The sequence below is a fragment of the Pedobacter heparinus genome (genome assembly GCF_032678725.1).
GTDB classification, from domain to species: Bacteria; Bacteroidota; Bacteroidia; order Sphingobacteriales; family Sphingobacteriaceae; genus Pedobacter; species Pedobacter heparinus_A.
This window is the reverse complement of sequence record NZ_JAVTSC010000010.1, coordinates 179,466-191,467: the sequence shown is the minus strand read 5'-3', so window position 1 is coordinate 191,467 and position 12,002 is coordinate 179,466. Positions and strand designations below refer to the sequence as shown.

The window sequence follows — 12,002 nt, the reverse complement described above, 5'->3', positions numbered from 1 at the left end:
TATTATGGATTATCCAACATGGTCTTTAAACTATTTAGAAATGAATGAATTGGAAAAGTTAGATAAGCGTTGGAAAGAACTTGTTGGTAAACCTCGTTCTAAGGAACAAATTGAAGAAAGCCGTTTGGTTGCTAAACAACTGGAGATAGAAATGGCTAAGGAAGTTAATGACCTACTTGGCGAATTAAAAAAGCAAGGCATTTTTATTAAGTCTGTTTGGGATTTAGTGAATACTAAAAAAGCCTATCCTGATGCGATAGATATTTTGATTAAGCATCTGCGAAAAAAATATCATGATAAGAATATGGAAGGGATAGTAAGAGCCCTAACCGTAAAAGAAGCAAAAGGAAAGGCTGCAAATGTATTAAAGGAGCTTTATGATAATACTTCTAAAGACAAGAGTAATTTACGTTGGGTTATTGGAAATGCAATAGCAACTGTAATGTCAGTTGATGATGTAGATTGGGTTTTTTCAACAGTGATAGATAAAAGTAATGGAAGTAGCCGTGCGCAACTTGTTTTAGCTTTAGGATCAGTTAAGTCCGAACAGTCACAAAATATTCTAATAGATTTGCTTGACGATAAGGACGTGGTGCCACAAGCACTTGCCGCCTTAGGTAAGATGAAATCAAAAAAAGCTAAAAATAAGATACTTCAAATGAAAGAGAGTAACAATTCTTTAATCCGGCTTGAAGCAATAAAGGCATTAAAAAAAATAGATTAAGCAATTATGCAAAAGACCAATTAATATTGTCTATGCATGTATAGAAGTCTTCATCTGGTAGAAATAGTAACTATATGCTTTAATAAGATTAGTGAGCTGTCTGATTTGAGTATAAAAGGGTTACAGCTTAATCTGGTACCTCACAGATCTTCCGGCTCCTTCCTGATCAAAAGCGCCAATTTCATGTAATTCCTGTAAGTCACGGGGCATTATTTTTTGGTGTATAATGGAAGTTTCGATATAAATCTAAAATCCTTGGTATTGTAAGTAAACAATTCCAATATTTTGTTCTAGTATGAGTTTTGTTTCTTGGTGACGTTTTTGGGTTGCGTCAAAATAATCGATCAGGACATCTGTATCACAAATTACCTTTTCCTTTGCCATCCCGAACTCCTCAGTTGAGTTGCATTTAAACCTTTACCTGTAAAAACTTCATGGAGTTCCGAAATGTCTATAGATTCATCGCCAGGAATCATCGTAACTCCGTTGATATGAAAACCTTCTTTTCTTTTAGAGTCGGCCTTTTCAGAAATAGAAAAGCCCAAGTATTTCCCCAACTCCTTTAGGGCCTCTAGGGTTTTGCTGCTTTTATATTTTACTGTAACCTCTTTCATGGCTGACTGCTAACGTTTCTTTACCAACGATACAAATTTAAACAATATTCTTCATAATAAGGTAATGGTAAGAAGAGGCAATTATTTTGGTTGCACACCAACCCTTAATTGCCAATTGTACCTTTGAGCCATTTAAAATTCTTAATCGGCTCAAAGGTTTTTAATAAAATGGTGATTTCGCCCAGATACAGGTAGAAATCACGAAAGCCCGGGGCAATTTTTTAGCCCCGCTTTTTTTGGATTTGACTGTACTTTCTCTTTAACCGAATAAGATAATCCCGCTTAATGTTGCTTTAAACCTTGTTTTTGCTGCAAAAACGCGCCTTAAAAATTATTTTCAAATAAATAGCAAAGGGCAAACTGGTTGCCCTTTGCTGTTCTATATTGGTCGGTATCAGGAGGCATAAAGCACCTGTTATTTGATACGACATTAAATGAGAACGCAATCAAACTTAAAATTACGCCACAAGTTAAAAGCCTATACCCTTACCGAGATCCTGGTGGTGCTGGTGATCATCGGGATCCTGATCCTGCTGGTTTTACCGAATCTGATGCCCTTAATTACCAAGGCAAAAAACACCGAGGCTAAAATGCAGCTACAGCATGCCCATCAGCTGGAAAAGACTTTCTTTTATGAAAAGTCTAAGTATTCAACCGATCTGGCCGAGATCGGCTATATCCAGGAGAAGCTGAGCACGGATGGTAAGGACGGAAAGGCCAATTACCGCCTGGAAGTGATTTCTGCCACCAGCAATGCCTTCGTGATCCGTGCAACGGCAGTAGTAGATTTTGACGGGGACGGGGTATTTAACGTCTGGGAGATTGACCAGGAAAAGAACCTTCGGGAAACGGTGCAAGACTGATCTTTATGCTAAGCGTAATTTCTTTAAGGCTTTTGCTGGTACTGATCTTATTGGTCATGGGCATCCAGGATTTGAAATTCAGGGCCATTTCCTGGTATTTATTTCCTGCGCTTGCGCTATGCCTGTTATTGGCCAACCCATCCTTTACTGTTTATAGCTGCTTGTTGAACATCGGCTTTGTTGCCTTTGTATTTGTACTGCTTACCTGCTGGTTTTCTTTAAAACAGGGGAGCATGGTTAACCTTACCCGGCGGCACCTGGGCATTGGGGATGTACTGTTCTTGCTTTGCCTGGCCTTTTTCTTTTCGCCGGTCAATTTCTTTCTGTTCTACCTGATGAGTTTGCTGCTGATCTGTATGGGCACCGGGGCATACCTGCTTTTGTGCAAGCCTGCAAATTTTAGCATCCCGCTGGCCGGGCTGCAGGGCTTTGTTTTCATCCTGCTGCTACTGGCTTCATGGATATGGAAAACAGAGCTGGGCAACAGCGATTTCTTACCTGAATTTTTAATGATGAGTTATGAGCGAAGCTAAAGAACTTACCGTAAACGCCGATCTGATCCACGAAATTACCATGGAACAGGCCTGGTATTACCGGATCTTCCCGGAAGAGTTGCTGGCGGATACCTTATGCCTGTATTGTGAACAAGGGGCTGATGTAGCTGCCCTGACTGATGAGCTGGAGGTTTTACTGGGCAAAAATATCCTGCTGCAAACGCTGGATCCGGTAGTGATGGCCAGGCTGCTGAACCAATATTACATCAGGGAAGCGCAGCAAACCAGCATCAGCAACCTGAGCCATGACCATGCTTCGGATGATTTCCTGGAAAACCTGATCTCTGAGGCCAAGCGCTTAAAAAGCAGTGACATCCATATTGAAACCTACGAGGAGAAATGCAGGGTAAGGATCCGGATAGACGGTATGCTGATTGAGCGTTACCTGCTGAGCCGGCTGGAATACCCCGCCATCATCAACCGGATCAAAATTCTGTCCAACCTGGATATTGCAGAGAAAAGGCTCCCCCAGGATGGCAGGATCAATTTTAAAACTGCCCAGCACCAGTTTGACATCCGGGTATCGGTGCTGCCTACGCTGTATGGCGAAAAGGTAGTGCTCCGTTTACTGAACAATGATGCCACAAATATTGACCTGTATACCCTGGGCTTTGCCGAAGGGGACCTGAACAATTACCTGGAAGGGGTAAAACGGCCCAATGGCATTGTGCTGATCAGCGGGCCAACCGGATCTGGTAAAACCACCACCCTGTATGCTACCCTGAAACTGCTGAACAAGAATACCCGGAACATTTTGACCATTGAAGACCCTATTGAATATACGCTGGATGGGATTAACCAGGTGCAGCTGAAAGAGAACATCGGCTTAACCTTTGCTGCGGCACTGCGGACCTTTTTACGGCAGGACCCGGATGTGATCATGGTTGGAGAGATCCGTGATCCGGAAACGGCCAATATGGCCATCCGGGCAGCGCTTACCGGTCACCTGGTGCTTTCTACCATCCATACCAACTCGGCCTGGGGTACAATATCGCGTTTGATGGACATGGGCATTCCGCCTTTTCTGGTGGCCAATACCCTGAACACTTCGGTAGCGCAGCGCCTGGTGCGTTTGCTTTGCCCGCATTGTAAAACCGAAACTGCCATGGAACATAGCCTGTACCCTAAAAGTTTTAACCCACCGGAAAAGGTGGAGCGGCATTGGACAGCAAAGGGCTGCGATCAATGTTATTTTACCGGTTATAAAGGCCGCAAGGCGGTATATGAAGTGATCCCGCTTGATCAGGAGCTGGCTTTCCAGATCAAGGCAGGCAACCAGCAGCCTGAAGCCTTATTAAAAGAACGGGGAATTTGTACCATCGGGGAAAATGCTTTTGCCTTGTTTGCCCATGGCCATACCTCACTAGAAGAAGTTTACCCATTATTACTGAATTGATATGACACCATCACTATACGGCCTCAGCCCTTTGTCATCCCGAACGAGCATAGCGAAGAGGGATCTTTTTAACAGCACAGGCAAGAGATCCCTCCTGCGTCGGGATGACGGGCGTATGAAGCGGGCCCTTAATATAATCGCCATATTGCTGTTGTTTGTGTGTGTATCGCTAATGGCACAAAATCCGTCATTTGCTCAGCAAAGCCAGCAGGAACGGATGGAAACGCTGGAGAAAAAGCTGGTGGGGCTTTCGGCATTTGTACCGGGCCTGAAACAAAAGGTAGAGCTGGGGCTTTCGGGCGCTTCTATACAGGAGTTTTTAAGGGCGGTAGCCCAGGCCAACCAGCTCAACATCAATGTAGACCCGATGCTGAACATCAAGGTATCTAATAATTTTACCAATGAGAATGCCTTGAACGTGTTGCTGTTTCTGGCCAAAAATTATAACCTGGAAGTAAACGTGATCGGTTCTATCATTACGGTTGCCCCTTACAACCCGCCGGTGATCAAGGCGCCTTATGTGCCCAAAGTAATTGCCCTGAAATACAATGGGGCCGCAAATACCCTGTCGATGGAACTGAGCAACGACAGCCTGGTGCTGGTGGCGAGGAAGATCAGCCAGCTTTCCGGGAAAAATATTGTGGTGCCGGTAAGTTTAAACAGCAAACTGGTGAGCGGCTTTTTTAACGAGGCCCCACTGGAAACCGCTTTGGAGAAACTGGCTTTTGCCAACGAGCTGAAGCTGACCAAAACCAGCGATAACGTCTATGTTTTTCAAGCCCTGCAGGAAGGGGAAGAGGTTTTTATCAACGGGGATAAAAATACGGACGTCAGGAAAAACCTGAAACCCGCTGCGGGCGGGGCGGCTAAGGGCAATTTCAGCATTTCAGGTAAAAGCAACAAACTGCTGAGCATTGATGCCGCCAATACCCCGATCATGGACCTGGTAAAATCGGCTGCGAATGAGACCAACATTAACTTTTTCCTGTATTCGGAGCTAAAGGGCAACATCAGTACCAAAGTGACCAACATCACTTTTGATAACTTTTTAACGGCCATGTTTAATGGAACGGATTATACCTATAAGGTAGATAACGGGGTGTACCTGATCGGCGACCGCAGGCTGGAAGGGCTGCGTAAAAATAAAGTGCTGCAGCTGCAATACCGCTCTGTAGATACCATTATGAACATGATCCCGTCGGAATGGAAAAAAGGCGTAGACATTAAGGAATTTAAGGAACAAAATACTTTGCTGTTATCGGGTTCTGCCCCGCAGCTGGCAGAAATTGAGACCTATATCAGGGAACTGGATAAACTGGTGCCGATGGTACTGATTGAAGTGACCCTGCTGGATATCCGTAAAGGACATACCACCAAAACCGGGATAGAGGCCGGCCTGGCAGATTCTGTGGTGCGCACTAAGGGTACCATACTGTCTGGTGTGGACATGACCTTAGGCGCCGGTTCTATCAATAACCTGCTGGGAAAAATTGGCTCCAACAGTGTGTTTAATATCGGTAAGGTAACCCCCAACTTTTACGTGAAATTAAACGCACTGGAAGCCAACAACAACATTGAGATCAGGCAGGTGCCTAAACTAGCCACCCTGAACGGGCATACGGCCAATTTAAGCATAGGCACCACGCGCTATTATGTGACCAAAACGCAGAACGTGTTTTCTTCTGTAAATACCCAGACCGTGTTTACAGAACAGTTTAACAAAGTAGATGCGAACCTGGCCATAGGCATTAGCCCGGTAGTTTCGGGAGATGACCAGGTGACGCTAAAAATTAAGGTAGAGATCTCTGACTTTATCGGTACGCCACCGGCTAATGCTCCGCCCCCTACTTCAACCAGCAAGTTTGAATCGATCATCCGGGCGCATAACGAGGACATGATCGTATTGGGTGGCATGGAAAGGACAGAAAAATCGGATAATGGAAGTGGGGTACCGCTGCTGTCGCGTATACCGGTGCTGAAATGGATCTTCAGCAGCAGGGAGCAAACCAAATCCAAGGTGGTAACGCTGGTTTTTATCAAACCAACCATAATTTATCAATAGGATGAACAAGGCTTTGCTACAGGATCTGATGCAGCTGAATACCCTTACCGGTGTGGAGGTTTTTACCGGAAAGGACGGAGAGCGGGTAATACACGCCTGTACGCTGAAGCTGGGTAAAGCGCAGCTGGGTTTTGAGCACAAACATAAAGACCTGAAAAGTGTGGTCCATTTTGCCAAAAACTTTAAACCCGGACCTGTTGCACTGGTGATCAGGGGAAAGGGGCTGATCACTAAAAAGATGGAGCGGGTGCAGGGCCTGGACCCGCAGGCGCTGAACCAGGTATTGCCCAATGCAAACCCGGAGCATTTTTACTTTCAGCATTATGACAACGGGGAACATTCGTTCATTTCGGCCATCAGACGCAGCGATACAGATGAGCTGATGGCAGCTTTCCGCGAACAGGGTTTTCAGGTATTATCGCTGTGCCTGGACGCTTTTGTTTTGGAAGAGGCCATGGAACTGAAGCAAGGGCAGCTGGAAGAGGAACTGCTATTGGCCTATGCCGCTGCATTTCAACTGCTGCTGGGCGGAGCGCATGGGAACTATATTGAGGTAGAGCAGCAGCAGCTGAGGGATAACCGGGCCCAGGCTTTTGCCAAAGCAAAACTCAAAGGGATAGGCCTGCTGGCCGGGATGGTATTACTGGTATTGCTGCTGCTGAATTTTAGCCTGTTTAGTTATTACAGCGGGCAGGTCAAGGCGCTTTCGGCCGCCAGTAACATCAGCAGTACAGAAATAGGAAAACTCAAAAACCAGGAAAAGGACATCCGTAAAAAAACGGCCCTGATTAAGGCTGCAGGCTGGACGGGTGGTTTAAATTACGCTTACCTGTGTGATCAGCTGCTGGCCTGCATGCCGGCTAAAATGAGTTTGCAGGAATTCAGCATCAACCCGCCCGATGAGCAGTTGAGCAGGGCCAGGCATGAGCTGGTTTACCAGACCCGGTTGGTAAAGGTGAGCGGGGCCTGCAGGGATGCCAGCATGCTGAACAACTGGATCTTTGCTATAAAGGCAAAAGACTGGGTGGAGGGCTGTAAAATATTGAATTATGGAATTAACCCTGATGATGGCAGCGGATCTTTTGCCATCGCTATTCAACTGAAGGACCATGAAGAATAAAGCGCTGGATTATACCCTGATACTGAAGCTGCTGATACCTATGATGCTTTTGCTGCTGCTGGCCTGTTACCAGCTGGCTTTTAAAAAGACCTGGGAAAGCTACAGGGAATATAGCTTACTGAAGCAGCAGGGGCAGGGTACAGATCGCCTGAGTGTGAGCCCGATCTATACCCTGGCACGCATTCAGAAAGTAGATGAATTATACCTGCGCTTTCATGTGGATACCCTGGCCTGGAAAAATACCCTGTGGAACAATGCTGCTGGTTTAGCGCAGCAGCATGCCTGTATGATCCATGCTTATCCGCCGGTAAAAATGCTGAGTTATGAGCAGCAGCAGTTTTACCGGCAGACCATTGGCTTTAGCGGTGAATTTACGAGCCTGCTGCAGCTGCTGCGAGAGTTGAGCTATTTAAAAAATATAGGCATGCTGAGCGGGATCACTTATGTGAAAAGGCCCAGGGAAAAGCAGCTGCTGCTGAATGTGGAACTGCTGGCACTGCCAGACAAAGACTAAATATATCTGTGTGATGAAGAGAAAAACAACATTTGGCGCTATGGTGCCCTTGCTGCTGATCCTGCTGCTGAGCGGCATGATGAGCGCCTGTAAAGATTTTATAGAACCTTCGCTGGAAAAACGTAAGGTGGTATTGCTGGCCCCTGCAGATGGGACTGAATCGGGGAAGTACCAGGTAGGTTTTTGGTGGGAACCGGTTGAGGATGCCCTGTATTACCGGCTGCAGGTGGTTACGCCTGATTTTGCTGGCGCAAGCTCGCTGATTGCGGATACGGTGCTGACGGGCTTAAACAAGATCAGCCTGACGCTGGATCCCGGGCAGTACCAGTGGCGGGTAAGGGCCGAAAACGGGAGCAGCAATACGGCTTATACCACCGCTGGTTTTATCATTCATGAATCTTCTATCGAAGAGCAAAAGGTGATACTCAGCTTGCCGGGAACCGGTTACCTGACTAACCAGGAGGCGGTGCAGCTGAAATGGAATGCCTTGTTTGGCGCAGCGCAGTACCGTTTGCAAATAGATACGGAGAATTTCGGGGATGAGGCAAATATGGTTTACAACGGCACATCGGCAGGGCTTTCTTATGGCTTTACTTTTCCGAAAGAGGGTTTGTTCCGGTGGCGGGTAAGGGCCGAAGATGCAAGCCTGAACTCGAAATGGTCGGATGTTTTTACCCTGAGCTATGACATTAGCCCGCCTGCTAAAGTGATTCCTGTTGCCCCTGCCAGCGGCCTTGGGGTGGCTAAGCCGGTTACCCTGCAATGGACAGCTGTAGCTACGGCCAAAAAATACAGGTTATATGTTTTTAAAAATGATAAAACGGCATACAGCAGCAGTTTCCCCGCATTGGTTAACGGCACCAGCTATGTGTTTAATCTGGGCGAGCCGGGTGAGCGGGTATACTGGCGCGTTTCGGCAATAGATGAGGCGGGGAATGAAGGGGCGCTGAGTGATGAAATGAACTTTAGCATCCAGTAAGGTATGAAGAACAAAAAGGCGCTGCTCTATTTGCTGGGTTTTTTGGTGGTCTGTATCTGGGGCATCATCATCATGCGGGTGTACGCTGCAGTTGGAACAGAGAAGGAGCTTTCGCCTGCCTTAAATATTGCCGGAGATACGATAAAGACCCGGGTGCCGGTATTGCAGCCGGATACTTTTCAGCTGCAGCTGGGTTATGGCGATCCTTTTAAAGAAATGGGCATTTCGTTGGAGGAACCTGTCGCTGTTGCCAGCCCGGTTGTTACTGGCAATTTCCAGCCCATCAGGCCGATGCCGGCGCCGCCAATGGTCAACCCGGTAAACACCAGATACCTGGGTTATGTATGGAATGCGGGGAACAAAAAGAAGGTGGCGATCATCAACCAGAACGGCAAAGAACTGATGCTGGAAGAGGGCGGGTTGATCGATGAGCTGCAATTGCTGAGCATCAGCAACGATTCGGTTAAAGTGAAATATAAAGGTAAAACGAGTTTTATAAGGATAAACAAATGATAAAGGTAAACCGCATTTTGGTAATTGGCTTGCTGGCATTTTCGGCCTGTAAACCCCAGGAATTGAGTTTGATGGCTAATCTTGGCCGTAAGGTGAGGGTAAGTACTGCCGATGGTTTTGTTTATGCAGAACTGGCGAAACAGGAAGATAAAATATTTACAGCCAGTGGTAAAGTATATGCCTGGTATGGCAAAGGCCTGATCCATACTACCCAGGGGGATTATGCGGGCAAACTGCTGCATGGGCAATACCTGGCTTATGATGGGATAAGCAGGCAGCTGAAGGAAAAAGGGGAATATGCTTATGGCCTTAAAAAAGGGAAGTGGCTGGTATGGCGGCCCAATGGACTTTTGCTGGAAGCGCAGCATTGGCATATGGGTTTAAAAAATGGCCATACCCTGGTGTACGACAGCCTGGGCAAGGTTAAGCAAAAGGTAAAGTACAATAACGGAAAGCTGGTGGAGCAGAAGAAAAAAGGGACAAGCCTGGTGATGCGCTTAAAGAAAATGCTGAAAGGGAAAAAGAAGCAACCGGGTACCGGGGCAGCAACAACAAAAAAACAAGCACCAGAAATTAACAAATAAATGATCCGGGCCTCTGCACTTTATATTTCTTTGATCCTCTCGATGCTGATCGTATTGGTATGCGGATCGGTATTGCTGATCGGTTATACCTACCGGATGGAAAATAAAAAACTGGAGCGCAGGGACAAACTGGAACAGAACCTGGAATCGGGCTTGACAGTTGTTTTGCAGGCGGGTTTTGGTGCGGATACTTTAAAAAAGACGAGTTTGTATGGCCTGGAACAGGACAGCGTATTGCTGGATAAACAGCCCTGGGGGATTTATGAAATGGGCCTGGTTAAGGCCTGGATTGGGGGAGATACTTTACAGAAGGCTTTTTTAATTGGGGCCGGGGTAAAAGATTCACTGAAAGTGCTGTACCTGGCCGATGAGGACAGGCCATTGTCCATCAGTGGTAAATCTTTGATCAGGGGAACGGCTTACCTACCCAAATCGGGTATAAAGGCCGCCTACGTAGAAAACGCAACTTATACCGATAAAACTTTGGTGTATGGGGGGATAAAAGATAGCGGCAGGCAATTGCCCGAGCCGGAGCAAGATTTTTTGCAGCAGGCGGTGGATCTGCTGGCGGCTTTGGCTGACAAGGACCTGCTGGCTAATCAAATGACCGCGCCGGATAAGGACAGTACGGTAAACTCTTTTTACAGCCCGGTAAAAAAGATTTACATGCAGGAGCCGCATGCGGACCTTTCCGGTTACAGGGCCAGGGGGAAGGTAATGATCTTTGCAGACAGCTCCCTGGTGCTTGATGAAAGCACGGGTTTAGAGCAGGTGATCCTGGTGGCGCCTTATGTACAGATCAAAGATGGTTTTAAAGGGCAGCTGCAGGTTTTTGCCAGCGACTCGATCCGGGTAGGTGATAAAGTACAGCTGAACTATCCTTCGGCATTGCTGGTATTGAAAAATGATACGGCAAAGTTCCAGGTAAGGATAGACATCGGGAAAGATTGCAGCATAGCAGGGCAATTGTTTGCTTATGAAAAGCAGCGCAGCCAGCTGATGCCGGTGATTGCGGTTGCTGAGGGTACAGTGGTTAAGGGCGAGGTTTATGTAAAAGGGTATTTGAACCTGGCTAAGCGCGCTGCTGTGCAGGGATCGGTTGAACTGATCCGTTTTATGGCCAAAACCAGCAGCTCGCTGTACGAAAACTACCTGATCGATGTGCAGCTGAACCGGCCTGCGCGCTCCAAATATTACCTGTGTTCCAAATTGTTTAATGGCAGGGCCGATCAGAATAAAGTGTTGTGCTGGCTATGGTAAGAGTAGGAAAATTGAGCGGGTCATCCATTGTAGAAACCATTGTTGCGGTGCTGATCCTGCTGCTGAGCTTTGCAGCGGGTATATCCCTGTACAACCAGGTGATGCTGAGTACGTATTCGGATGTGAAACTAAGGGCAAACCTGGAACAGGCTTTTGTAGCGGACAGCCTGCTCAGTGCTGGCGGATTTGAAGACCAGGTGCTGGAAAGAGGGCCCCTGCGTTTTGAGCTGGATTATAAGCCATCGGAAGCTTACCCGGGGCTGCTTGTGATGCAACTGCAGTGTTACGACCGCTCGGGCACTAAATTATCGGAATTCAGGCGTATGATCAAAACAGATGATGGGCAGTAAGCTAAAGGCTTTTACCTTGTTTGAACTGGTGCTGGGCATGCTACTGGCTACCATCGTGATCGGCATGGCCTATTATGCCAGTTCTATATTTATGCGGCTTTATCAGGGTTACAGCAAAACCAACCAGGTGCAGGCGGAACTGGTATTGTTTAAAAAGGTGATGGCTAAGGATGTGGAAAGGGCTGCTGCGCTGGATCTTTCAGCTGATGAACTGCTGCTGAAGGACCCGAAAGGGGAGCTGCTGTTAAGCTATGAAATAGGAAAGGATTGGGTACTGCGCAAGGCCTTATCGGCGGATACTTTTAAGCTAAAGGAGCTAAGGGTACAGGGAAGTTTTGAAGGGCAGGTACAGGAATCGGGCTTAACTGACCTGTTGGTTTTCAGTTTTAGCCATGCGGGCGAACCGGCCTTGTTCCAGGTGAAGAAACACTATTCAGCAGTGGATTTATTTCAATTAAACAGATAAGTT

14 protein-coding genes are annotated in these 12,002 nt (G+C 46.9%); 13 read left to right on the top strand and 1 reads right to left on the bottom strand.

The annotated features are described in order from the left end of the window. The first annotated feature begins 40 nt into the window (after nt 1–40). Complete coding sequence (locus R2Q85_RS16090) at nt 41–724, top strand: HEAT repeat domain-containing protein (RefSeq protein WP_316812827.1); 684 nt, start codon at nt 41–43, stop codon at nt 722–724. Between the two features lie 365 nt (nt 725–1,089). On the opposite strand, the gene R2Q85_RS16085 is transcribed toward R2Q85_RS16090, so the two are convergent. Next, on the bottom strand, nt 1,090–1,338 hold the full coding sequence (locus R2Q85_RS16085; protein WP_316812826.1) for a hypothetical protein: 249 nt from the start codon (nt 1,336–1,338) through the stop codon (nt 1,090–1,092). 434 nt (nt 1,339–1,772) lie between these two features. On the opposite strand from R2Q85_RS16085, the gene R2Q85_RS16080 reads away from it, so the two are divergent. From R2Q85_RS16080 to R2Q85_RS16025, 12 genes are read left to right on the top strand one after another with little or no spacing between them, the layout of a single operon-like run. Further along, the gene (locus R2Q85_RS16080) at nt 1,773–2,201 is read left to right on the top strand and encodes a type IV pilin protein (protein ID WP_316812825.1); all 429 of its coding nucleotides are present in this window, start codon (nt 1,773–1,775) and stop codon (nt 2,199–2,201) included. A gap of 5 nt (nt 2,202–2,206) precedes the next feature. Next, nucleotides 2,207–2,734: a hypothetical protein gene (locus R2Q85_RS16075; RefSeq protein ID WP_316812824.1), complete on the top strand. Its 528-nt coding sequence runs from the start codon at nt 2,207–2,209 to the stop codon at nt 2,732–2,734. Then, nucleotides 2,721–4,151: a GspE/PulE family protein gene (locus tag R2Q85_RS16070; RefSeq protein WP_316812823.1), complete on the top strand. Its 1,431-nt coding sequence runs from the start codon at nt 2,721–2,723 to the stop codon at nt 4,149–4,151. The genes R2Q85_RS16075 and R2Q85_RS16070 overlap by 14 nt, the downstream gene beginning before the upstream one ends. Nucleotide 4,152: 1 nt before the next feature. Continuing rightward, nucleotides 4,153–6,213, top strand: coding sequence for a hypothetical protein (locus R2Q85_RS16065; RefSeq protein ID WP_316812822.1), 2,061 nt, complete (start codon nt 4,153–4,155; stop codon nt 6,211–6,213). Between the two features lies 1 nt (nt 6,214). Further along, entirely contained in the window at nt 6,215–7,333 is a 1,119-nt protein-coding gene (locus R2Q85_RS16060; protein ID WP_316812821.1) for a hypothetical protein, read from the top strand. Continuing rightward, complete coding sequence (locus R2Q85_RS16055) at nt 7,323–7,847, top strand: hypothetical protein (protein WP_316812820.1); 525 nt, start codon at nt 7,323–7,325, stop codon at nt 7,845–7,847. The genes R2Q85_RS16060 and R2Q85_RS16055 overlap by 11 nt, the downstream gene beginning before the upstream one ends. Before the next feature lie 13 nt (nt 7,848–7,860). Continuing rightward, the gene (locus R2Q85_RS16050) at nt 7,861–8,826 is read left to right on the top strand and encodes a hypothetical protein (RefSeq protein WP_316812819.1); all 966 of its coding nucleotides are present in this window, start codon (nt 7,861–7,863) and stop codon (nt 8,824–8,826) included. A gap of 3 nt (nt 8,827–8,829) precedes the next feature. Then, complete coding sequence (locus R2Q85_RS16045; protein ID WP_316812818.1) at nt 8,830–9,339, top strand: hypothetical protein; 510 nt, start codon at nt 8,830–8,832, stop codon at nt 9,337–9,339. Further along, nucleotides 9,336–9,923 carry a hypothetical protein gene (locus R2Q85_RS16040; RefSeq protein ID WP_316812817.1) on the top strand — a complete coding sequence of 196 codons (588 nt, stop codon included), beginning with the start codon at nt 9,336–9,338 and terminating at the stop codon, nt 9,921–9,923. Before R2Q85_RS16045 ends, R2Q85_RS16040 begins: the two co-directional genes overlap by 4 nt. Continuing rightward, nucleotides 9,924–11,183: a hypothetical protein gene (locus tag R2Q85_RS16035; protein WP_316812816.1), complete on the top strand. Its 1,260-nt coding sequence runs from the start codon at nt 9,924–9,926 to the stop codon at nt 11,181–11,183. It abuts the gene before it with no gap. Further along, nucleotides 11,177–11,533 carry a hypothetical protein gene (locus R2Q85_RS16030; RefSeq protein WP_316812815.1) on the top strand — a complete coding sequence of 119 codons (357 nt, stop codon included), beginning with the start codon at nt 11,177–11,179 and terminating at the stop codon, nt 11,531–11,533. The genes R2Q85_RS16035 and R2Q85_RS16030 overlap by 7 nt, the downstream gene beginning before the upstream one ends. Beyond that, entirely contained in the window at nt 11,520–11,999 is a 480-nt protein-coding gene (locus tag R2Q85_RS16025; RefSeq protein WP_316812814.1) for a hypothetical protein, read from the top strand. Before R2Q85_RS16030 ends, R2Q85_RS16025 begins: the two co-directional genes overlap by 14 nt. Nucleotides 12,000–12,002: the final 3 nt, after the last annotated feature.

What these genes read in the sequence shown, in the direction of transcription:
- R2Q85_RS16030 (WP_316812815.1), top strand. Translation starts at nt 11,177, where the DNA reads ATGGTAAGAGTAGGAAAATTGAGCGGGTCATCCATTGTAGAAACCATT.
- R2Q85_RS16050 (WP_316812819.1), top strand. Translation starts at nt 7,861, where the DNA reads ATGAAGAGAAAAACAACATTTGGCGCTATGGTGCCCTTGCTGCTGATC.
- R2Q85_RS16065 (WP_316812822.1), top strand. Translation starts at nt 4,153, where the DNA reads ATGACACCATCACTATACGGCCTCAGCCCTTTGTCATCCCGAACGAGC.
- R2Q85_RS16060 (WP_316812821.1), top strand. Translation starts at nt 6,215, where the DNA reads ATGAACAAGGCTTTGCTACAGGATCTGATGCAGCTGAATACCCTTACC.
- R2Q85_RS16045 (WP_316812818.1), top strand. Translation starts at nt 8,830, where the DNA reads ATGAAGAACAAAAAGGCGCTGCTCTATTTGCTGGGTTTTTTGGTGGTC.
- R2Q85_RS16055 (WP_316812820.1), top strand. Translation starts at nt 7,323, where the DNA reads ATGAAGAATAAAGCGCTGGATTATACCCTGATACTGAAGCTGCTGATA.
- R2Q85_RS16090 (WP_316812827.1), top strand. Translation starts at nt 41, where the DNA reads ATGAATGAATTGGAAAAGTTAGATAAGCGTTGGAAAGAACTTGTTGGT.
- R2Q85_RS16075 (WP_316812824.1), top strand. Translation starts at nt 2,207, where the DNA reads ATGCTAAGCGTAATTTCTTTAAGGCTTTTGCTGGTACTGATCTTATTG.
- R2Q85_RS16025 (WP_316812814.1), top strand. Translation starts at nt 11,520, where the DNA reads ATGATGGGCAGTAAGCTAAAGGCTTTTACCTTGTTTGAACTGGTGCTG.
- R2Q85_RS16070 (WP_316812823.1), top strand. Translation starts at nt 2,721, where the DNA reads ATGAGCGAAGCTAAAGAACTTACCGTAAACGCCGATCTGATCCACGAA.
- R2Q85_RS16085 (WP_316812826.1), bottom strand. Translation starts at nt 1,338, where the DNA reads ATGAAAGAGGTTACAGTAAAATATAAAAGCAGCAAAACCCTAGAGGCC.
- R2Q85_RS16080 (WP_316812825.1), top strand. Translation starts at nt 1,773, where the DNA reads ATGAGAACGCAATCAAACTTAAAATTACGCCACAAGTTAAAAGCCTAT.
- R2Q85_RS16035 (WP_316812816.1), top strand. Translation starts at nt 9,924, where the DNA reads ATGATCCGGGCCTCTGCACTTTATATTTCTTTGATCCTCTCGATGCTG.
- R2Q85_RS16040 (WP_316812817.1), top strand. Translation starts at nt 9,336, where the DNA reads ATGATAAAGGTAAACCGCATTTTGGTAATTGGCTTGCTGGCATTTTCG.